This is a genomic window from Plesiomonas sp. (genome assembly GCF_051650925.1).
Classification (GTDB): domain Bacteria; phylum Pseudomonadota; class Gammaproteobacteria; order Enterobacterales; family CAMTGL01; genus Plesiomonas.
Genome location: NZ_JBOFRH010000467.1, coordinates 1 through 22434, shown reverse-complemented (window position 1 = coordinate 22434; position 22434 = coordinate 1). Strand labels below are relative to the sequence as shown.

General features: G+C 51.5%; 18 protein-coding genes. 7 read left to right on the top strand and 11 right to left on the bottom strand.

Annotated features, from left to right (window positions below; translation table 11 throughout):
• The first annotated feature begins 19 nt into the window (after positions 1-19).
• Positions 20-1402 carry an oxygen-independent coproporphyrinogen III oxidase gene (gene hemN, locus ACRC27_RS11305; protein ID WP_438629813.1) on the top strand — a complete coding sequence of 461 codons (1383 nt, stop codon included), beginning with the start codon at positions 20-22 and terminating at the stop codon, positions 1400-1402.
• Between the two features lie 84 nt (positions 1403-1486).
• On the opposite strand, the gene yihA is transcribed toward hemN, so the two are convergent.
• A complete protein-coding gene (yihA, locus tag ACRC27_RS11300; RefSeq protein ID WP_438622643.1) occupies positions 1487-2131 on the bottom strand; it encodes a ribosome biogenesis GTP-binding protein YihA/YsxC in 645 nt (214 codons plus the stop codon).
• 170 nt (positions 2132-2301) lie between these two features.
• Between yihA and ACRC27_RS11295 the strand changes: the two genes are divergently transcribed.
• Positions 2302-2928, top strand: a complete 627-nt coding sequence (locus ACRC27_RS11295) for a c-type cytochrome (protein ID WP_438622644.1) — start codon at positions 2302-2304, stop codon at positions 2926-2928.
• 152 nt (positions 2929-3080) lie between these two features.
• Here ACRC27_RS11295 and add read toward each other — a convergent pair whose 3' ends face one another.
• From add to glnA, 5 genes are all read right to left on the bottom strand, one after another.
• Complete coding sequence (gene add / locus ACRC27_RS11290; RefSeq protein ID WP_438639908.1) at positions 3081-4088, bottom strand: adenosine deaminase; 1008 nt, start codon at positions 4086-4088, stop codon at positions 3081-3083.
• A 400-nt stretch (positions 4089-4488) separates the two neighbouring features.
• Positions 4489-5913, bottom strand: coding sequence for a nitrogen regulation protein NR(I) (glnG, locus tag ACRC27_RS11285; protein ID WP_438639907.1), 1425 nt, complete (start codon positions 5911-5913; stop codon positions 4489-4491).
• 34 nt (positions 5914-5947) lie between these two features.
• The gene (gene glnL / locus ACRC27_RS11280) at positions 5948-7006 is read right to left on the bottom strand and encodes a nitrogen regulation protein NR(II) (RefSeq protein WP_438622721.1); all 1059 of its coding nucleotides are present in this window, start codon (positions 7004-7006) and stop codon (positions 5948-5950) included.
• Positions 7007-7149: 143 nt separating this feature from the next.
• Entirely contained in the window at positions 7150-7746 is a 597-nt protein-coding gene (locus ACRC27_RS11275; protein ID WP_438639906.1) for a hypothetical protein, read from the bottom strand.
• 359 nt (positions 7747-8105) lie between these two features.
• Positions 8106-9515: a glutamate--ammonia ligase gene (gene glnA / locus ACRC27_RS11270; protein WP_438622648.1), complete on the bottom strand. Its 1410-nt coding sequence runs from the start codon at positions 9513-9515 to the stop codon at positions 8106-8108.
• Positions 9516-10084: 569 nt separating this feature from the next.
• On the opposite strand from glnA, the gene typA reads away from it, so the two are divergent.
• From typA to fabY, 5 genes are all read left to right on the top strand, one after another.
• The gene (typA, locus tag ACRC27_RS11265) at positions 10085-11896 is read left to right on the top strand and encodes a translational GTPase TypA (RefSeq protein ID WP_438639905.1); all 1812 of its coding nucleotides are present in this window, start codon (positions 10085-10087) and stop codon (positions 11894-11896) included.
• A gap of 206 nt (positions 11897-12102) precedes the next feature.
• Positions 12103-12987 (top strand): virulence factor BrkB family protein, encoded by an 885-nt coding sequence (locus tag ACRC27_RS11260; protein WP_438622650.1) that lies wholly within the window; start codon positions 12103-12105, stop codon positions 12985-12987.
• Between the two features lie 70 nt (positions 12988-13057).
• Complete coding sequence (gene pip / locus ACRC27_RS11255; protein ID WP_438639904.1) at positions 13058-14017, top strand: prolyl aminopeptidase; 960 nt, start codon at positions 13058-13060, stop codon at positions 14015-14017.
• A 39-nt stretch (positions 14018-14056) separates the two neighbouring features.
• Positions 14057-14491, top strand: coding sequence for a D-aminoacyl-tRNA deacylase (dtd, locus tag ACRC27_RS11250; protein ID WP_438622652.1), 435 nt, complete (start codon positions 14057-14059; stop codon positions 14489-14491).
• A gap of 46 nt (positions 14492-14537) precedes the next feature.
• The gene (fabY, locus tag ACRC27_RS11245) at positions 14538-15476 is read left to right on the top strand and encodes a fatty acid biosynthesis protein FabY (RefSeq protein WP_438622653.1); all 939 of its coding nucleotides are present in this window, start codon (positions 14538-14540) and stop codon (positions 15474-15476) included.
• Here fabY and ACRC27_RS11240 read toward each other — a convergent pair.
• The 5 genes from ACRC27_RS11240 to ACRC27_RS11220 all read right to left on the bottom strand — a co-directional run.
• Positions 15416-17506, bottom strand: coding sequence for an AsmA family protein (locus ACRC27_RS11240; RefSeq protein WP_438639903.1), 2091 nt, complete (start codon positions 17504-17506; stop codon positions 15416-15418). The two genes, fabY and ACRC27_RS11240, sit on opposite strands and share 61 nt — an antisense overlap.
• Before the next feature lie 123 nt (positions 17507-17629).
• Positions 17630-17869, bottom strand: coding sequence for a hypothetical protein (locus ACRC27_RS11235; RefSeq protein WP_438622655.1), 240 nt, complete (start codon positions 17867-17869; stop codon positions 17630-17632).
• A 261-nt stretch (positions 17870-18130) separates the two neighbouring features.
• Positions 18131-19591: a uracil-xanthine permease family protein gene (locus ACRC27_RS11230; RefSeq protein WP_438639902.1), complete on the bottom strand. Its 1461-nt coding sequence runs from the start codon at positions 19589-19591 to the stop codon at positions 18131-18133.
• A gap of 207 nt (positions 19592-19798) precedes the next feature.
• Positions 19799-21898, bottom strand: a complete 2100-nt coding sequence (gene recG / locus ACRC27_RS11225) for an ATP-dependent DNA helicase RecG (RefSeq protein WP_438639901.1) — start codon at positions 21896-21898, stop codon at positions 19799-19801.
• On the bottom strand, positions 21898-22434 hold a 537-nt coding region (locus ACRC27_RS11220; protein WP_438639900.1), incomplete at its 5' end, for an ACT domain-containing protein. The genes ACRC27_RS11220 and recG, both read right to left, overlap by 1 nt.

The window sequence follows — 22434 nt, the reverse complement described above, 5'->3', positions numbered from 1 at the left end:
TGAATTGGAAGGAATGAGCATGTCTGTGATTGTGAATAACCCCACTGAGTGGGATCTGGCGTTAATCCAGAAGTATAACTACTCTGGCCCACGCTATACGTCGTATCCTACGGCGCTTGAATTTCATGAAGGTTATCAAGAGAGCGATTTCAGGCAGGCGGTAGCCCGTTACCCTGAGCGCCCGTTATCACTGTATATCCACATTCCTTTTTGCCACAAGCTCTGCTATTTCTGCGGTTGTAATAAAGTGATCACCCGCCATGTGCACAAGGCCGATCACTACCTTGATGTGCTAGAACAAGAGATCATTCAGCGCGCTGCCCTGTTTACTGACCGTCAGGTTTCCCAGATCCACTGGGGCGGCGGTACGCCGACCTTCCTAAGTAAAACACAAGTCAGCCGTTTGATTCACCTGCTGCGAACCCATTTTAATGTGCGTGCCGATGCTGAGATCAGCATTGAACTTGATCCGCGTGAAATTGAGCTAGATATGCTCGATCACCTGCGTGCTGAAGGCTTTAACCGCATGAGTATGGGGGTGCAGGATTTCAACAAAGAAGTTCAGCAGTTGGTTAACCGCGAACAGGATGAAGATTTTATCTTTGCGCTGATTGCTCGAGCCCGCCAGCTTGGGTTTGCTTCAACCAATATTGACTTGATTTACGGATTGCCAAAACAGACACCGGAAAGTTTTGCATTTACCCTGCAAAAGGTCATTGAGTTAAACCCTGATCGCCTGAGCGTGTTTAACTATGCGCATCTGCCTTCACGTTTTCCGGCACAGCGTAAAATTCGTGATGAAGATTTGCCGGCACCGGCGCAGAAATTAGCCATCTTGCAAGAGACGATTGAAACGCTCTGTGGGGCGGGTTATCAGTTTATTGGCATGGATCACTTTGCTCGTCCGCAAGATGAGCTGGCTGTTGCCCAGCGTCAGGGCCAGTTGCACCGTAATTTTCAGGGTTATACCACGCAAGCAGAGTGTGATCTGCTCGGTATGGGCGTATCAGCCATTAGCATGATTGGCGATCACTATGCACAAAATCAGCGTGAGCTTAAACACTACTATGCGCAGGTTACTGAGCAGGGGCATGCGCTGAATAAAGGCCTGCGGATGAGCGATGAAGACTGCTTACGCCGTGATGTCATCAAAGCGCTGATCTGTAATTTCCAGCTTTCGTTTGCCGAGATAGAAGCGCAGTACCCGATTGATTTTAAACAGCACTTTGCAGAGGATTTGGCTCTGCTTGCCCCGTTAGCCGCCGATGGATTAGTGACGTTGAGCGATGAGGGGATCACTGTGATGCCGCGTGGTCATCTGCTGATCCGCAATATCTGTATGTGTTTTGATACCTATTTGCGTCAACAAGCGCGTCGCCAGCAGTTCTCGCGAGTGATTTAACAGATAAAAAAATGCCGCCGTGATGCACCTGCATCCGGCGGCATTTTTGCGTTATTGAATACCCAAAAAAAGCACGCTTGAAGATTACTCTTCGTCTGCTGCCGCTTGTTGTGCGTTCAACGCTTCAATTTCATGGGTAAACCAGGTATCAAGCTTAATACGCAGCAGATCAACACCGAATTTTTTCAGTGATGAGAAAGCCTCAACCTGAATATCACCGCCAAAAGTAACAACGGCATCACGCACCATTTTTACTTGGTTTTTACGTGCGCCACTGGCCAGCTTGTCGGCTTTAGTCAGTAGAATCAGTACGGGTAAACCGGCTTCAACAGCCCACATCACCATTTGCTGATCCAGATCTTTTAGGGGATGACGGATATCCATCAGCACCACCAGACCACGCAGACATTCACGTTTTTGCAGGTATTCACTCAGTGCCCGCTGCCACTTCAGCTTCATCTCTTCAGGCACTTGTGCATAGCCGTAACCGGGTAAATCGACTAAACGCGCTTGTTCGGCAACTTCGAACAAGTTGATCAGCTGGGTACGGCCTGGTGTTTTACTGGTACGAGCCAGACTTTTTTGATTGGTTAATGTGTTTAGCGCGCTGGATTTTCCGGCGTTTGAGCGGCCCGCAAAGGCAACTTCAATTGCATTATCCATCGGAAGGTGACGGATATCCGGAGCACTGGTGACAAAATGTGTAACATGATAATTAAATTGAGCCACGGAACGATCTCCACCCTAGTCAAATGTGGTGCACTGATTTCTTTTATGTGAAAATGTGTAAAATATCTGTTGTAATAATTCAGGGGCTAGCGTGAAATCATCCCCTTACTGTAACGGACAGGATTATCCGTTATCGGCATAACAACAATCATATAGCTAAATGGAACGCCATGAAAAAATTTGCGCTCGTGATGTCAATGATGCTGGGTGTTAGCGGTATGGCGCAGGCACAGGGAGATGCGGAAGCGGGTAAAAAAATTGCTTCTGCGGTTTGTGTTGCTTGCCACAATGCCGATGGGAATAGCACCATCACTGCCAACCCTAAATTGGCCGGACAACATAACAAATATCTGCTCAAGCAGCTAAAAGAATTCCAGTTAGCTGCGCATACCAATGCTCAGCAGGGGCGTGCTAACCCCATTATGCAGGGGCAAGTTGCCACGCTCTCAGAGCAAGATCTGGAAAATCTGGCTGCATGGTTCTCGCAGCAGACCTCTGCACCGGCTTATACCCGTAAAGACAGCGTAGAACTCGGTAAGCAGCTGTATATGGCAGGTGATAAACAACGCGGCATTCCGGCGTGTGTTGCCTGCCATGGTCCGCGTGGTAATGGTACCGATCTTTCGGGTTTCCCGAAAATATCGGGCCAACATGCTGATTACATTATCGCACAACTTAACGCGTTTCGTGCCGGACAGCGGCAAAATGACCCAAATAGCATGATGCGTCAAATTGCAGCATCACTGACAGACAAAGAGATCAGTGCATTAGCCGGTTATTTAGGCGGTTTACACTGAGTTTTTTGGCGAGATACTCGGTAGCACGGTGGCCTGTTTACAGGCCACACAGTGAGTATATTGATGCGTAGAGTGATGACATCCCAGCGTAATAATTTGCACTCTTGCTCATATTTAAAGGCAGGAATACGTAAAGCACGCATTTAAAGCCATTACATGCTGCGTGCGCGTGCGCTGGCACGCAATGCCGCTTTATCCCCTGCGCTTAAAAAGGCTTGTGTCATGCCGTTCTCTTGCGCTTGGCGGATTTGTGCCGGTGAAAGGCCTGCTGCCGGTGCAGCTACATTGTATTCATGGCGAATTTCAATGCCCTCAACGGCCGGATCATCGGTATTTATGCTGGCCAAAATACCGTGCTCTAAAAATACCTTCAGCGGGTGTGCGCTGAGTGCACTGACGGTAGTGGTTTGTACGTTGGAGGTCAGCGCCGACTCAATACCAATTTGGTGTTCGGCCAGATAATCCATCAGACGCGGATCTTCAATGGCTTTTACCCCGTGTCCGATACGCTCGGCACCGAGTTCATGAATCGCCTGCCACATACTGGCTGCGCCAGCGGCTTCACCGGCATGCACGGTGACGTGTAATCCCGCATCGTGTACCTGACGAAAATGTGGAACAAACAGCTCACCGGGCTGGCCAAGCTCATCACCGGCCAGATCAATGGCAACCAGATCTTGATGACAGGCTAGCAAAGCCCCCAGCTCCTGCTGGCAGGCTACTGTGCCAAATGTGCGGCTTAAAATACCGATTAAATTAGCTTGTACGGTAAAATCTTTACGGCCAAGTGCAATACCGTCGGCCACGGCCTCAACCACCCCTTGCAGCGGCAGATTGTGCTTCATCGCCATGTAATACGGTGAAAAACGCAGCTCGGTGTAGTCTAATCCGGCATTGTCGGCATCTTGCATATTTTCATAGGCCACACGGCGGCAGGCATCCAGATCGGCAAGCACTGCAACACCCCAATCAAGTTTTTGCAGGAAGCTAACCAGCGTTGGGGCATTATCGGTAATTCTGACATGGGGTAACAGCGCACTGAGGTTGTCTGCGGGTAGCGCGATACCGTGCTGCTGACCTAATGCCAAGATAGTTTCAGGGCGGATATTGCCATCAAGGTGGCGGTGTAAATCGGTCAACGGTAAATCACGTGCGATCATGCTGCATTCCCCCATAATAATATGGTCTGAGAGTATAGGCATCGGGCTGTAAATCACCTAGTTTTGTTGCTTTTTTTATGTGACAAAAATCACACCAAGATACAAATGCACACAGCTGTTTTTATTTTGTACTCTCTTGCATCGGGTTACGGAAATATTTTGTTGGCATGTTGTGCCAAGATGTTGTGCTGATATACCGCGCGCTGCGGTGTGGCGTATTTTCTGCGGCCGATACCTCACAGCGTTGCGCTACCCATCACAAGCAAAATCTTTGTTGGGGATAGAGCGCATAGCCTGCCACGGTACTGCTTATTTATCTTATTTTGTTCCGTTCAGTTTTGGGCACAAGCGTGTTTGCACCATAAATTCTCTTTGGCTGCCCGCTGTAGCCGATATTGCGTCAGTAATCGGAATCGAGATCAAACTCTTTGAGCTTACGGGTCAGTGTATTACGCCCCCACCCGAGCAGACGCGCAGCTTCCTGCTTATGCCCTTGGGTATGTTGTAATGCCGTTTGCAGCAAGGTGCGTTCAAACTCAGGCTGTGCGTTGGTCAGCAGTGCCTGCTCGCCTTGTTGCAGGCGTTGCATGGCCCAGTGTTGCAGTTGTTGTTGCCACTCAATCGCATGGCCAGATGCGTGTGGATCAGCGGCTGGTGTGCGCAACTCCTCAGGTAAATCTGCCAGTAAAATCTCTTTCCCGGCAGCCATGACAGTCAGCCCACGGCAGATATTTTCCAATTGGCGGACATTGCCCGGCCAGTGAAAAGCGCGCATGACTTGCAGTGCGGCCGGATGCAGTGTTTTTACCTCTACGCCCAACTCACGGGCAGCAAGCTGCAAAAAATGTTGTGTTAATACCGCAATATCTTGCGTGCGCTCACGCAGGGCCGGTAGCAAAATTTTAATCACATTCAGGCGGTGGTACAGATCTTCGCGAAATAGCCCCTGCCGTACATGCCGTTCTAGATTTTGGTGGGTAGCGGCAATAATCCGTACATCAACGTTAACTGCCTGATGCCCACCAACGCGGTAAAACTGCCCTTCGGCTAGAACGCGCAATAAACGGGTTTGTACATCAACGGGCATGTCACCTATCTCATCTAAAAACAGAGTGCCGCCATTGGCCTGCTCAAAACGCCCCTGCCGCACCGTATTAGCACCGGTAAATGCCCCTTTTTCATGACCGAACAGCTCTGATTCAATCAAATCTTTGGGGATAGCTGCCATGTTGAGGGCAATAAAGGGGGCGCCAGCACGTGGGCTATGTCGGTGCAGAGCGTGGGCAATCAGCTCTTTGCCGGTACCTGATTCCCCATTAATCAGCACGCTGATAGAGGAGCGCGACAGCCTGCCAATGGCACGAAAGACCTCCTGCATGGCAGGGGCCTCACCAATAATTGCGGGGCTGTGTGCATCAGGTGTCGGGGCTATATCGGGTTGTGTCCGGCGCAGCTCGTGGCTGTGTAAAATGGCTCGTTCGGCTAAATTGACGGCATCATCAATATCAAAAGGTTTGGGTAGATAGTCAAATGCACCGCGTTGATAGGCGCTGACCGCCGCATCTAAATCAGAATGCGCCGTCATAATGATGACCGGCAGATCAGGATGCTGCGTGTGCAGTTGACTAAGCAGTGTCAGACCATCGATCCCCGGCATTCGGATGTCTGAGATCAGCACATCCGGGCGGCGGGTCGTGAGAGCGTTCAGCACTTGCTGCGCATCATCGAAGGTTTCACAGCTGATCCCACTGCCTGAGAGCGCTTTATCCAACACCCAGCGGATGGCACTGTCATCATCTGCAACCCAGACTCGTCCTTTACTCATGTTTTGCCTCATCAACCTAGCCTGAATTTACCGATTACTTGCGCAGCGGCAGATACACCGAGAATTCGGTATGTCCGGGCCAGCTGCTGCACTCTATTTTACCCTGATGCTGATCGATCAAATTGCGCGCAATAGATAGCCCTAACCCAGTCCCACCCTCACGCCCGCTGACCATCGGATAAAAGAGGGTATCTTGCAGATGTGCCGGAATACCTGATCCGGTATCAATAATATCGAGCCGCACCACCAACCGGTAGCGCTCACCGTGCAGCATCTGCTGAAACGCGGTGCGGGTACGCAAAGTAATGCTGCCCGCTTGTTCGCCGAGCGCCTGCAATGCATTACGTACAATATTTAAGATAGCCTGTTCGAGCTGCTCGGCATCATGTTCGAACTCCGGCAGACTAGGGTCATAATCACGGATCACGCGAATTTGTGCCGGTTTTTCCAGTTCAACCAACTGCCGCACCCGTTCAAGTACAACATGCAGGTTCTGTTCCATTCGCACGCCCGGCCGTTGTGGGCCGAGCAGCCGATCAACCAAATTTCGTAACCGATCAGCCTGTGCAATGATTATCTGGGTATATTCAGTGAGTTCAGGGTTGGGCAGCGCTTTTTCCAGCAGTTGTGCAGCTCCACGCAATCCGCCCAGCGGGTTTTTGATCTCGTGCGCCAGCCCGCGTACCAAATCGCGCGCGGCAATTTGCTGTGCCTGATGCAACTGCTCTTGGCTAATTTTTCGGTGAGTATCGAGCGGTTGCAGTTCCACTAAAATCGCCGAACTTTCTGGTGTGATCAGCGGTTGGGCAGTCAGAGCCAGCGTGTGGGCACGCCCGTCAATTACCAGCATCACTTCGTTGTCGGTAAAACTTTGCTGGCTGTCGAGCGTGTGCTGCATCAACGTCAAATCCAGTGAAATATGGCTAAACAGTGAGGCCAGTGGCAAACCGTTGAGTTTACGGGTGCTGTGGGCCAGCAGTTGCTCGGCGGCTGGATTGGCAAACTGAATGGTTAAATCATCATCAAGCAGCAGGACACTGGTTTTTAGGTTATTCAGCAGCAGGTGGGAATAGTGCAGCATACCTCGCCTTATCGTGATGCATCCGACCGTAAATAGTGCCAGTGTACACGCACCTTCTTGCTGGCGGATACCTCTTTTGCACCAAAAAGGTGCGTACGGTTATCGGGTGTGATGAACCCACCTGAGGGGGGTAAAACCTGTGCTTGTACAGGTGATTATTTCGGTGCAATCGGCGGATTCAGCGCTTCACGGTTGAGTACGCTGGCACGGTGTAGATAGACAGTCACCGCCGGAGCAGTGGCCACGACTTGCCCTTTATCAAGCAGTTGCGCGCTGACCTGATGTGATCCACGGTCAATATTTTTTAGCTGTTGCTGGATACTGCGGGTTGGCGAGCCGCTCGGGTTGCCATCAAGCAGCAGTTGTACCGTTTGGCTTTCGGTTAATTTCGGCACGACCATCACAGTGACATCAATATCACCGCTGTTATTGCGCACAGTTTGCTCGTCAATCGGCGATAAAATGGCAATCTGGGTGGTTAAGTTGCTGACGGCCTGCGGGCGGGTACGCGGCACACTGGCTGCGCTGCTGCTGGCAACCGAGGCTCGGTTGGGCAGTTTATCGCTCGGCAGTTTGCCGGAGTCATACTTTATCGGTGCACTTGGCGAGATCTCTTTACAGGTCGCCCCTTTGGTTTTGGTGGTGCTAAAGTGCGTAGTGCCGCGAGCGTCTGTCCATGAACAGATTAATCGGGCTTCACTGGCCAGCACCGGTGCGCTTAACAGCAGCAGTGTCAGACAAAACAGGCGCATGACAAGTTCTCCGCAAATCAAAAAAAAGGGGGGTAGATTACCGTACTCAGGGGAACGGCTAAGTCGCCTAAAATTAAATTGCCTAAGCTAAACCTAAACTTCAGTTACCTAAGCCATCATCTAAGCTATGTAAGTGATCTAAGCTCTCTGAGTGACTACTCTAAGTGACTATGTTAAGCGCTAAGCCACATAGTGTCATCACTTCCCATCAGTCACCGCAAGCGTAAAAAAGCCCGCTTGTGAGGCGGGCTGAAAGTTTCCACGGCAACAAAATGAGTTGTTACACGCATGAGCGGTGAAGTTTCCGCCAGTGTTTTGTTTTTCGATAGGCTAAACGTAAGTTTAGCGGCAAGAAAAACTTAAACGCTGTAGTACATTTCAAACTCAACTGGGTGCGGCATCATGCGCACACGGTCGATATCCGCGCGTTTCAACTCAATATAAGAATCGATAAATTCGTCGGTAAATACGCCACCACGGGTTAAGAACTCGCGGTTTTCGTTCAGAGCTTGCATTGCCTCTTCCAGTGAACCGGCAACAGTTGGGATCTCAGCGGCTTCTTCTGGTGGCAGATCGTACAGGTTTTTATCCATGGCATCGCCAGGATGAATTTTGTTGATGATGCCATCAAGACCAGCCATCAGCTGGGCAGCAAATGCCAAGTATGGGTTAGCTGCTGGATCTGGGAAGCGCACTTCAATACGACGCGCTTTCGGGCTGGCAACCACCGGAATACGGATAGAGGCCGAACGGTTACGGGCAGAGTAAGCCAGCATGACCGGTGCTTCATAACCTGGCACCAAACGCTTATAGGAGTTGGTGGTTGGGTTAGCAAAGGCGTTGATAGCTTTCGCGTGCTTGATGATACCGCCGATGTAGTACAGCGCCATTTCAGACAGGCCAGCATACTTATCACCTGAGAACAGGTTTACGCCATTTTTTGCCAGAGACTGGTGGCAGTGCATGCCTGAACCGTTATCACCGAACAGCGGTTTTGGCATGAAAGTTGCGGTTTTATTGTAAGCATGCGCAACGTTGTGAACCACATACTTATAAATTTGGGTTTCATCGGCTTTAATGGTCATGGTGTTGAAGCGGGTTGCCACTTCGTTTTGGCCTGCAGTGGCCACTTCGTGGTGGTGTGCTTCAACCACTAAACCCATCTCTTCCATCACCAAACACATGGCAGAGCGCAGGTTTTGTGATGAATCAACCGGTGCTACTGGGAAGTAACCGCCTTTGACTCCTGGACGATGGCCTTTGTTGCCGCCTTCGTACTCAGTACCGGTATTCCATGCCGCTTCGATATCATCAAGCTTAAAGAAAGAGCCGGAAATACCGGTGCTAAAGCGCACATCATCAAACACAAAGAATTCAGGCTCTGGCCCGAACAGAACCGTGTCAGCAATGCCGGTAGAGCGCAGAAAATCCTCTGCACGCTTAGAGATAGAGCGCGGATCGCGGTCATAGCCTTGCATTGTACCCGGTTCGAGGATGTCGCAGCGGACAATCAGTGTGCTGTCATCAGTGAACGGATCCATAACTGCGGTAGTCGGATCGGGCATCAGAACCATGTCTGATTCGTTAATGCCTTTCCAGCCTTCAATAGAAGAGCCATCAAACATTTTGCCTTCTTCAAAGAAGTCAGCATTCACTTGATGTGCTGGAATTGATACGTGCTGTTCCTTGCCCTTGGTGTCAGTAAAGCGCAGGTCAACGAATTTCACTTCGTGTTCTTGCAGCAGTGCTAATACGTGTTCAGCTGACATGGTGTAACCTCCGATGTTGTCGCAATCATGGTGTTGTCGTGGATTTTTAGTGCTCGCATTCAAATTCGTATTGGTTGCGTAGCGCTAATGTATACCTGATTTGTTGCTCTTTATATCTGAAACCTAGGCCGCTTCGTGCCTTCGATATCTACTAAGCGAGAAGCATGCCAACTTTTATGGTTCATGATATTCCCTGTGAAATAGCAGCATGCCATGTCAAACTGTGGTGTTCAACCCTGCATTAATGCACTAACATGGTGAATGATTGCACTATTTTGGTGCAAGAAAGGAATTAATATCCTTCTATATTAAGTTGGTTGTATAATTCATCAGCAAAATAAGCAGAGAATTCGTCCAGCATGCCGCAAAGATCATATTGAGATCGATATGTGGCAGCAAAATTACGATTCTTCTGTAATAATGTTCACACTTTAATTGTGTACCTTGTGAAGTGGCTCACGCCCGCAGGCAGGTAAACTTGCCAGCAATGTTTTGCTGTGATCGGTTTAGTCTTTTGCTCAACCTGTGTACAATAGCCGCTAATTTGTTAACCCCCAGAGACCACATCTGTGATTGAGAATCTGCGTAATATCGCCATCATTGCCCACGTTGACCACGGTAAAACCACCCTGGTTGATAAGCTACTGCAACAATCCGGCACCCTCGGAGAGCGTAATGACGCGACCGAACGTGTAATGGACTCCAACGATCTGGAAAAAGAGCGTGGAATTACCATTCTGGCTAAAAACACCGCCATCGAGTGGAACGGATACCGCATTAACATCGTTGACACCCCGGGTCACGCCGACTTCGGTGGTGAAGTAGAGCGTGTGATGTCGATGGTAGATTCCGTACTGTTGCTGGTAGATGCAATGGACGGCCCGATGCCACAAACTCGTTTCGTAACCCAAAAAGCGTTTGCTTATGGTTTGCGTCCGATCGTGGTTATCAACAAGGTTGACCGTCCGGGCGCACGCCCTGATTGGGTTGTTGATCAGGTATTTGACCTGTTTGTTAACCTGGGTGCGACCGATGAACAACTGGACTTCCCAATTGTTTATGCTTCAGCACTGAACGGTATCGCCGGTCTGGAAACTGACGAAATGGCTGACAACATGACGCCATTGTTCGAAACCATCGTTAAGCACGTACAGCCACCACAAGTTGAGATGGAAGCACCTTTCCAGATGCAAATCTCTCAGCTCGATTACAACAACTATGTTGGTGTTATCGGTATCGGCCGTATCAAGCGTGGTTCTGTGAAGCCGAACCAGCAGATCGTTATCGTTGATAGCGAAGGCAACCGTCGTAACGGTAAAGTCGGTAAAGTTCTGGGCCACATGGGTCTGCAACGTATCGAAGCTGAAGTGTGTGAAGCGGGCGATATCATCGCTATCACCGGCTTAGGCGAACTGAATATCTCTGATACTCTGTGTGACCCAGTTGCTGTTGAAGCGCTGCCAGCACTGACAGTTGATGAGCCTACCGTTACCATGTTCTTCTGTGTAAACACCTCGCCATTCTGTGGCCGCGAAGGTAAGTTTGTGACTTCACGTCAGATCCTTGACCGTCTGCGCAAAGAGCTGGTACACAACGTTGCACTGCGTGTTGAAGAGACTGAAGATCCAGATGCATTCCGTGTATCAGGCCGTGGTGAATTGCACCTGTCTGTTCTGATCGAAAACATGCGTCGTGAAGGTTACGAGCTGGCGGTATCCCGTCCGAAAGTAATTTTCCGTGATATCGATGGCCGTAAACAAGAGCCATTCGAGCAAGTGACTCTGGACATCGAAGAGCAGAACCAAGGTTCTGTGATGGAAGCGATGGGTCTGCGTAAGGGTGAAATGCGCGACATGATCCCTGATGGCAAGGGCCGTATCCGTTTGGATTACATCATCCCTAGCCGTGGCCTGATCGGTTTCCGTACCGACTTCATGACCATGACTTCTGGTACTGGCCTGCTGTACTCCAGCTTCAGCCACTATGATGACGTGCGTCCGGGCGAAATCGGTCAGCGCATCAACGGTGTTCTGATCTCTAACGGTACCGGTAAAGCACTGGCTTACGCACTGTACAGCCTGCAAGATCGTGGTCGCCTGTTCTTGGGTCACGGTACTGAAGTTTACGAAGGTCAAATCATCGGTATTCACAGCCGTTCTAATGACCTGACTGTAAACTGTCTGCAAGGTAAGAAGCTGACTAACATGCGTGCTTCTGGTACAGACGAAGCAACAACACTGGTTAGCCCTATCAAGATGACACTGGAGCAAGCTCTGGAATTCATCGATGATGACGAACTGGTAGAAGTAACGCCACAAAGCGTTCGTATTCGTAAGAAACACCTGACCGAAAACGACCGTAAGCGTGCACACCGTAAGTAATCCCTGCGGATTAGTTATTGCGTGTTCTGCATCCTAAAATGTAGTTATTATGTTTTGGGTGATGAGAAAGAGGATGCCTACGGGTGTCCTCTTTTTTTATCTAAAGAAAACTCGGTCAAGCATGTGATTGACGGTAGGGTGTGATGGCATGATGTGATGACAGCATGCGATAACAAATAAAATTGCAACCGATGAGGAAAAGAGCGATGTATAAAGGGTTACAGCCGACCACTTGGTGGCAGAATCGGGGCTTTTTCCGTCTATTATTAAGCCGCAGTGGTGAGAGCCGTTTGACGATCACAGCCGGTTATCTTGCCTATGTGACGCTGCTTTCACTGGTTCCACTGGTGACGGTGATTTTTTCGGTGTTTACCGCTTTTCCGGTCTTTGTCGGGATCACCGATCAGGTAAAACATTTTGTATTCAGTAATTTTGTACCGGCGACCGGTGATGTGGTACAAAATTATCTCGATCAGTTTGTGTCGAATTCTAGCAATATGAGTGCAGTGGGCATTATTGCGCTGGTGGTGACCTCTTTACTGCTGATTTCTGCGGTAGATAAAGCGTTAAATGCTATCTGGCGTAGTAAGCATCGCCGTCCGGCGATGGTGTCATTTGCTGTGTATTGGATGATTTTGACGTTAGGCCCGCTGTTGGCGGGGGCCAGTTTAGTGACCAGTTCGTATCTGTTATCGCTTAAATTGCTGACAGATACGGGTATTAACGGGGTGCTGGATAACCTGTTGGTGCTGTTGCCGATGATCTTGTCTGCGCTGTCATTTTGGTTGTTGTACGGTGTGGTACCGACTGAGCGGGTGCCGACGTTGCATGCATTAAGTGGTGCGTTGTTTGCGGCATTGCTGTTTGAGGTGAGTAAAAAAATCTTTACGTTGTATATTGCCTTTTTCCCGTCGTATCAGTTGATTTACGGTGCATTGGCGGTGATCCCTATCTTATTTGTTTGGGTTTATCTGAGCTGGTGTATTGTGTTGTTGGGTGCTGAGGTGACGGCCACGCTGGGTGAATGGCAAATGCAAAAGCAGATGGCAGGTTCAGACTCAGATCCACAAACCGAGGCGGATAACGTGTAACTGAAAGTGTGTTCACCACGGCGTTCTTCACGGTGCCTCCATGGTATTTTCCATGGTATAGGGAGTTGTTATGTTTCATTTGTATCCACCTATTCATCCGTTTGCAAGCGGCTTCATTCGCCGTGGTGAACACCAAATTTATGTTGAACAGGCCGGTAATCCGCAGGGTATTCCGGTGCTGTTTGTGCACGGTGGCCCCGGTGCGGGGTGCAGTGAACAGAGCCGGCGTTTTTTTGATCCCGCCCGTTTTCATATTATTTTATTTGATCAGCGCGGTTGTGGCCGTTCATTGCCGTACGGCAGTTTGCAGGATAATCATCCACAGGCGCTGATTGATGATATGGAAGCGATCCGTGAATCGCTCGATGTATCGCAGTGGATGCTGTTTGGCGGGTCATGGGGTAGTACGTTAAGTTTATTGTATGCGATTGCCCACCCGCAGCGTGTCAGTGCGATGGTACTGCGCGGTATTTTCCTTTCCCGCCAACAAGATTTTGATTGGCTCTACAGCCCGCAGGGCGGTGCCAGTCTGGTTTTTCCTGAGCATTACCAGCAGTTTATTGCGCCACTTGGCGGTGTGACCGATAGTGAGCAGGTGTTGGAGGGTTACTGGCAACGTCTGAGTTCGGATAATGAGTTAGAGCGCAGTGCCGCAGCAAAAAGCTGGGCGTTGTGGGAGGCGCATTTGATGCAGTTGCTGCCAGACCCGACGGTGTGGGAGCAGATGAGTAATTTGCAGCATGCGGTCGCGCTGGCACGGTTGGAGTGCCACTATTTTCGTGCGGCGACACGCTTGCCTGAGAATTTTATTGTGCAGAATGCGGCAGTATTGCAGGCGATACCGGTGCGTATTGTGCATGGCCGTTACGATATGATCTGCCCCTTTGAGAATGCGTGGCAGTTATGTCAGGCCTTACCGCAGGCGGCGTTGCAGGTGGTGCCGAATGCTGGTCACAGCAGTATGGAGCCGGGGATCACCGACGGGTTGATTCGGGCGCTGCTTGAGCTAACGGAGGCGTACCCGCTGTAGTTGCCGATTTGGGTCTTTTAGAAAAAGAGAGTGATTAGGATGATTGGATTGATTCAGCGTGTGCGTGAAGCACGGGTCGAGGTTGACGGGCAAGTGGTCGGGGAGATTGGTCACGGGCTGCTGATTTTGCTGGGTGTGGAAAAAGAGGATGATGAGGCGAAAGCGCGTCGTCTGGTTGATCGGGTGTTGGGTTATCGCATTTTTGATGATGCCGATGGCAAGATGAACCTGAATGTGCAGCAGGCCGGTGGCAGTGTGTTGGTGGTTTCCCAATTTACGCTGGCAGCCGATACCCAAAAAGGGATGCGCCCGAGCTTTTCATCAGCGGCTTCGCCACAACAGGCGGAGGCGTTGTACGACTATTTCAGTGCCTGTTGCCGTGAAAAAATCAATACGGCACAGGGGCAGTTTGCCGCTGATATGCAGGTGAGCTTGCAAAATGATGGACCGGTGACGTTCTGGTTGCAGGTGTAGCCGATATCCGGCAGATGGTTTCTCTATTGTAAAGAGGGCGACAAGGATGTATCGCTTAAGTACTCCGCTGACTGAAGAGGCGTTGCAGCGCTATTACCATTTTCGCTGGCAGATGCTGCGCGAGCCGTTACGCCAGCCGGTAGGATCAGAGCGCGATGGCTATGATGCCTGCGCACATCATCAGATGGTGGTGGATGATCAGGATAATCCGGTCGCGATTGGGCGGGTCTATATCAATGCCGATGATGAGGCAGCGATCCGCTTTATGGCCGTTGATGCAAATTTACGCGGGCGCGGGTTGGGTACGCTGGTGGCGATGGCGCTAGAGTCGGTTGCCCGCCAAGAGGGGGCAAAACGGGTGGTGTGCAGCGCCCGTGAGGAGGCGGTGCCTTTTTTTACTCAGCTGGGCTATCAGAATCAAGGTGAGATCCAAGCGGGGCTGACCACCCCGGTACGGCACTTTTTGATGATAAAACCGCTGCCGGATATGGATGCCATTTTACACCGGCCGGACTGGTGTCAGCAGTTACAGCAGGCGTGGTATCAGTCCATTCCGATCAGTGAAAAAATGGGGGTAAAGATTGTGCAGTACACCGGACAGCGTTTTGAAACAACGTTGCCGCTGAATGCCAATTTGAATCCGCATGACTCGGTGTTTGCTGGCAGTCTGTTTTCACTGGCAACGCTAACCGGTTGGGGGCTAATTTGGCTGCTGCTGCGTGAGCGTAATCTGGGTGGAGAGATTATTCTGGTGGATGCGCATATCCGTTATCCGCAGGCGGTGCGTAACCGTCCGCGGGCGGTGGCGGATCTGAATGATTTAGGTGGCGATCTGGATCGTCTGGCACGCGGACGCAAAGCCCGCGTGCAGATGAAGGTGCGCCTGTTGACCGATGAGTCGCAAGGCGCGGTGTTTGTCGGGACTTATATGGTGCTGCCAGCCGGTACACACTCGGGCACTCCGCTGACTGAGCTGCTGCTTTGATAGTACTCGTTATCTGCTGTTGTATCAGAGCCATTAACCGCATTTTGTGCTGATGTTTCGATGCGGGTTAGTGGGGTATGCCAGATACGGGTAAGCCGCTGGCAGTTGATACGGTTATCGAGTTGCAGTTGCAGACGGTTCGGTTCGGCAGTGGGGCTGAGCGGTGGCGGTGCCAACGAATAACTGCCGCTGATCTTCCCTTGCAGTTGATCGCCGCTAAAGGCTGCATTTTGTACCCATATCTGCCCTTTTTCTGCTCGTAGGTGCAGTTGCAGATTTTTCAGCAGGGTTTGTTGCCCCTCAAGCGTGGATTGTGCAATCCACTGATCGGGCATCGGTGAGCGTTGAGCTTGTGACCACAGGCTTGGGGCATTAATCCCGCGCAACAGTGCCTGATCGGTGGTCAGTTGCAGCTCTCCGCTGAGTGATTGCCGCACGTTATCAGCCGTGAGTAGATTGGCTTGCAGATTGAGGTTCAGGTTGCCGACCCCGCGCAGTGGCAGGGTTTGCCAGCCCCACTGTTGCAGGCTGTCGAGTGCTATCTGCTGGCCACTCAGTTGCAGGCTGGCAGGCCACTTATCACGTTGCAGCAGTGTGCCACTTCCTTCAAGTAACCCCTTTCCGGTAAATGCACTGAAATCACGTAAGGTCACTGCGCCATTATCGGCTTGCAGATCAACGGCGACATTGCGCATATCCACTTTATTGACCGTTGCTGCACGGGCACTGGCGCGTAAGCTGCCACGCCATAATCCCCAGTGCTGTTGCTGTGCTAGCTGTAGGTTGCTGCCATTGGCGTTAAGCGCGGTGAACTGAAAAGGCCGCAGCGGGTTTATATCCACCAATAAGTTGTTGTTTAGCTCTAGCTTTAATACGTTAATTTGGCTGAATACGGCAGGTAGCGGGTGGGTTAGCCACTGTGCCCATGTCGCCGGAATACTGTACTCAATGCCGCTAATGCCAAGTTGATCCCACTGTAGTGTTTGATCGGCCGCACGCCAACTGCCGTAGCCGTTAATCAGGCCGTTTTCAAAGCGGGTACTAAAGTCATCAATGGTGATGCCGTCGGCGGTAAAACTGAGGCGCAGTGCCGGTTCACGCAGGTGTAGATCGCCGCGCACCAGATCAAGTGCGTTCATGCTCAGTTGGCCATCGTGTGATGACCATGTGCCTTGGCCGATTTGCAGGTTGTTGAGGCTAAGATCAAGGTCGTTGACTGACCAGTCATTGCCTTCAACCCGCGCGCCGACAATATCGGCCCGTTGCAGGGTAAGAGGGGGCAAGATTTGCCAGTAGCGGCTTAGTAGCGCAGGTAGACGGTTATCTTGTAGGCGCAAGCGGGTCAGGCGCAGCGCATTGATCGTCCATGCCCCTTGTGTGCTGCGCTCGGCGGCCGCGGTAATTTGCCCTTGTAGTGTATCGGCACCAAAATCATCAATGCTCAGTTTTCCCTGTTGCCAGCGGCCTTGTAAAAAGAGGTTGTTCAGGGTCAGTTCGCCCAGATCAAATTGGGGGGATGAGAGCTCAAAGCGGGCATTTTCCCCCAAAAAGCTCTGCTGATCTGGGTTAAACGGGGTGATACCACCGTTAACCGGATGGGCTGTCAGCGGTATATCGGCCACTCGGCTGCTGATAGCCATGTTGTCGAGCTGAAGTTGTTGAGCGTACAAAAATGGACCACTTGCCGGTTTTAGTAGCGCGGGCAGCCGCAGTTCACCCTCTTGTAGCAGGATTTTTTGCCAGTGTAGCGGGTGCAGCAAAGTGCGTAAATTAAGGGTAAGCGTGACCTGCCTAGCATCGAGCAGTGGTGTGCCTTGCTGGGCTAAACGTACCTCTGTCAGGCGAATTTGGCGCGGTGACAGCGGGCTGTGCTGAATGCCGGTCAGTGAGAGCTGGTACGGTGTGTACGCTGAAATCCAGCGGCTGACCCGTTCGGCACCCAGCGGCGTTTGCAGCAGTGCATATGCCAATATGATGACCAGCAGAAACAGGATCAACAGTGTGGCCAGAAATTTTGTCAGTATCTTCATAATGGGTAATTGATGATAAGCCAAGGGTTATGCACCTGCTGATAACAGGCGCGCTTTCTGTCTACTCTTCCGTGTTTGCTTTTTATTGCTGTTCTGTTGTTGGCTGTGGTGAGCCATTACTCATTACTGCGTGCTCAGCTCCGCCGGATGCCGGTTGAGTGACGACATGCCTGCCTGTGCGTAGGCACGTGCCAGACGTATATTGAGCTGCGGTGATGCGCCTGATTGCTGGTGTACGTGCTCAAGGCAGCGGATCGCTAGGTGTAGCAAGTCTTGCTTGAGCAGCAGATCAGACAAAAACAGGAGCTCTTCCGGCGCGCGCTCTTTGAGTATTTGGTTGAGTAGGGTGAAATTATCGGACATAGATCCTCCGTGAGTGCACCTTGTTAGGTGCATGGCTCTTCCATAAGTCAGGTATGCTGATTTTATCAACAGTCTGCCTGTTTCTGCCGAGAGTTACTAGCCTTGTTGCATGTTGTTATCGGTTATGCGGGATGTGCGCAAATCGCACTAAAGTTGATTGACTCACCGTTAAAGGCGGTGAGTCAATCGTGGTAAGCACAGGGAAAAGGTAACTACGTTGTGTTGCTGAACGATTTTACTGATTCACGTTATCGATTCATGTTACTGCTCTGTTGAGCGAGCAGTGAGAGTGCTTTTTACTGTCTGAGGCTGCTTGATTGAACCCTCTTCAGGTAACTCTTGCGGCAGAATTAAATTCAGCGCAATGGCGGTAAAGCCGCCAGCCGCAAGGCCAGATGAGAGCACCGAGCGCAGCCAGTCAGGGGCAAATTGCAGTATTTGTGGCTGTTGGGCCACGCCTAATCCCATGGCCAGTGAAATGGCAATAATCAGTACGGCACGGCGGTCGAGCTGCTCACGCGCGATAATTCGCACACCGGCGGCAGCAATGGAACCAAACATCACAATGGTTGCGCCGCCCAGTACCGGTTCGGGAATGCTCAGTACCCAGTTGGCGATTGAAGGAAATAGGCCAAGTAGCGCCAGCATTGCGGCTACTGCATAACCGACATAGCGGCTGGCAACGCCGGTCATCTGGATCACGCCGTTGTTCTGGCTAAAGGTTGAGTTAGGGAAACTATTGAAAACGCCGGCCAGTGCTGAGTTAACACCATCAGCTAGCACGCCGCCTTTGATGCGGCGGATATATACCGGCCCGCTGACCGGCTGCTCAGAGACCTCAGAGGTGGCGGTAATATCACCAATCGCTTCGAGCGAGGTGACTAAAAATACCAGTACCAGCGGCAGCAGTAAGCTCCAATCAACGCTCAGACCATAGTAGAGTGGCGTTGGCAGCATCAGTAATGGCGCATCGTGCGGAACACTCGGTAGCATGTTCAATGCCCATGCCACCAGATAACCGGCACCCATGGCAATCACCAGTGAAGCAACCCGTAAATAGGGGTTACGCTGGCGGTTAAGCAGTACAATCAGCCCGATAACTACACCGGCCAGCAGCAGATTTTTCGGGCTACCAAAACTGCCATCACTGAGCGCGCCAAAACCGCCGCCAATCGAGACTAAACCCACTTGAATCAGCGTCAGGCCAATTAAGGTCACGACAATGCCCGAGACCAGTGGGGTAATCACTTTTTGCGCCAGATGCAAAATCCGCGATAACAGCACCTCACTGAATGAGGCCAGAATGATGGTGCCAAATAGCGCCGCCATCATGGTTGGCACATCTGCGCCACCCTGTTTTAAGGCCAGCCCTCCGGCAATAATGGGGCCGAGAAAATTGAAACTGGTGCCTTGAATTGAGAGTAAACCTGAACCCATTGGCCCGACCGTGCGAATAGTCAGAAAAGAGGCGAGGCCTGAAACAAACAGTGACATGCTGATGATGCGCTGGGTATCGGCGACTGGCAGGCCAAGGGCCTGACAAATCAGCAAGGGTGGCGTGATAACGGCCACAAACATCGCCAGTAAGTGCTGACCGGCCGCAAACAGGGTTTGTGGCAACGGCGGGCGATCATCGAGACGATAAACCAGATCGGGGTTATGTCGGGTGGCAGGTGCAGGAGTGGTATCGATGTGTTCCGGTTCGATAGCTTGTGAGCTCATGCTAGATTCCAGTGATCATAAAAGTGAGAAAACAGTGTGATGTATGAAGTCCACAATGATTGATTGTGGTTAGTGCATTAACGCGGGTATGGCTAGATATGGCGCGCATTTTAACGTGATCACCACAAAAAGCAAACGTTTGCCTGTGATCTTGGCGAGATTATCGGTTAGAGAATAGGATTATAAAAGCGGAATAACGCGGGAGAATCAGGCGTTGGAGTAGTCAGTACTGTGTGCTAACCAACGATCAATGATTGCCTGACTGTGCTGCGGATAGTGCTGGTGCAGGTAGCGCGCCAGTTTTTGTATATCGGGGATTAGATGTTGATCGCGCAACAGATCGGCAATTCGAAAGCTCATCATGCCGGTCTGTTTGGTGCCAAGCAGTTCACCCGGCCCACGAATATCCAGATCGCGCTGGGCGATAATAAAGCCATCGTTGCTGTCGCGCAGTACCGAGAGCCGCTGCTGGGCGGTTTTACTCAGCGGGGTTTTATACAGCAGCACACAGTGTGAGGCGATAGCGCCTCGGCCAACTCGTCCACGTAACTGATGCAACTGTGCCAAGCCTAGACGCTCGGGGTTTTCGATAATCATCAGGCTGGCATTGGGCACATCTACCCCCACTTCGATCACGGTAGTGGCGACCAGTAAGTTGAGTGCGCCGGCTTTAAACTCTGCCATCACTGCCTGTTTCTCTGTGGCTTTCATTCGCCCGTGTACCAGACCGATATTCAGGTGCGGCAGTTGCAAGCGCAGGTCAGCGGCTGTCTCTTCTGCTGCCTGTGCTTCGAGCACCTCTGATTCATCAATCAGGGTGCAGACCCAGTATGCTTGCCGCTGCTCAGTGTGGCAGGCTTCGTTAACGCGGCGAATGATATCTGCTCGCCGCGAATCGGGGATCGCAACGGTCGTCACGGGTGTGCGGCCGGGCGGCAGCTCATCGATCACTGAGGTATCTAGATCGGCGTAGGCGGTCATCGCCAGCGTGCGTGGAATGGGGGTTGCTGTCATGATCAGTTGGTGCGGAGAGTAGCCGTGGGTACTGCCCTTTTCCCGCAATGTGAGCCGTTGGTGCACGCCAAAGCGGTGCTGCTCATCAATAATGATCAGTGCCAGATCAGAGAAGATAACGTTTTGCTGGAATAGGGCGTGGGTGCCGATAATCATCGCCACTTCACCCGATGCAATAGCTTGTTCTTGTGCAGCGCGTGCTTTGCCTTTTTGTTTTCCAGCCAGCCAGCCGACCTGAATGCCAAGCGGAGTAAACCACTGGCGAAAGGTGTTGGCATGCTGTTCGGCCAGCAGCTCGGTTGGGGCCATTAGCGCCACCTGTTTGCCGTGGCTGATGGCACGTAGGGCTGCCAGTGCTGCGACCAATGTTTTACCGGAACCTACATCACCTTGTACCAGCCGCATCATCGGAAATGGGTTGGCCAGATCAGATTCAATCTCACTAACGACCCGCTGCTGTGCACCGGTAGGTGAAAAGGGCAGAGCTTGCAAGAATGCCGGTTTGAGCGGCACTTCCTGATGGCGTGGCAATATTTCGGGCAATGCGTAAGCCGGATGCGCCTGTGCGCAGGTGCGGGCGTGCAGCATACTGAGGTTGTGCGCCAGCAACTCTTCTAAAATCAGCCGTTGTTGTGCCGGATGTTTACCCTGCTCAAGCTCGCTCAGTGCAATATCCGGTGTGGGGCGGTGCAGCAAGTGTAAAGCTTGTTGGATGCTGATCTGGCGATGATTGAGCTGCGAAGGAAGCAGCTCAGGAATAGCCAGCTTATCGAGCATAGCCAGTGCCTGATCAGTCAGTTTACGCAGGCTGGCCTGCTTTAAGCCTTCGGTGGTTGGGTAGACCGGTGTGAGCGTCTCTTCGGTGACTGCCGGATCGTGCTGCCCGATGGCGCGGTACTCAGGGTGAATGATCTCCGGCCCGTTAACACCGGGTTTGACCTCACCGAACACCTTGATGCGCTTTCCTTCCGTCAGACCATTTTTCATGGCCGCCGTAAAGTGAAAAAAGCGCAGTGTGAGTGTGCCGGTACCGTCACTGATGCGGCAAGTTAGCATCCGCCGACGGCCCGCGCTGATCTCGGTGCGCAGCACCGAACCCTCGGCGCTGGCGTGTAAACGCGGTAACAACTGGGCAATCGGGGTGATGCGGGTACGATCTTCGTAACGCAGCGGCAGATGAAACAGCAAATCTTGCACGCTATGCAAACCGAGTTTGTTTAAGCGTGCGGCAATACTGCTGCCGACTCCGGACAGTGCCGTTAATGGCTGACTATCAAGCTGCGAAATTCCCATCAGTTACGGTTACGGCTGACCTTTATCACATCCGGCATCACACGAATTTTACGCATAATATTGGCCAGATGTACCCGATCACGGGCGCTTAGGCGAATGAAAATATTGTACAACCGGCCATCACGCTCTTCGGTAGTCAGGTTGTAAATATTGGCTTCGGCCGTGGCGATAACGGCGGTTAAATCAGCCAGTGCACCGTGATGGTTCACCATCTCGACTTTAATTTCGGTGATAAATTCCTGCTCGAGAACGGTTTTATCCCACTCTACAGCCATGAATTTTTCCGGCTCTTTTTGGTAGCCGCGAATATTCCGACAAGATTCATGGTGGATAACCAAGCCTTTACCGGGGCTGACATGGGCAATGATGGGATCACCCGGAATAGGTCGGCAGCACTTGGCAAAGGTCAGCAAAATACCGTCGGCCCCGCGGATCGGCAGCTTTTTATGCGTGTTCGGTTTTCCGCTGCTTTCGGCAACCGGCTGAGGCTCGGTGGCTTTTTGCTGTAACCGGCGTGCAATCACCACGCTCATGGC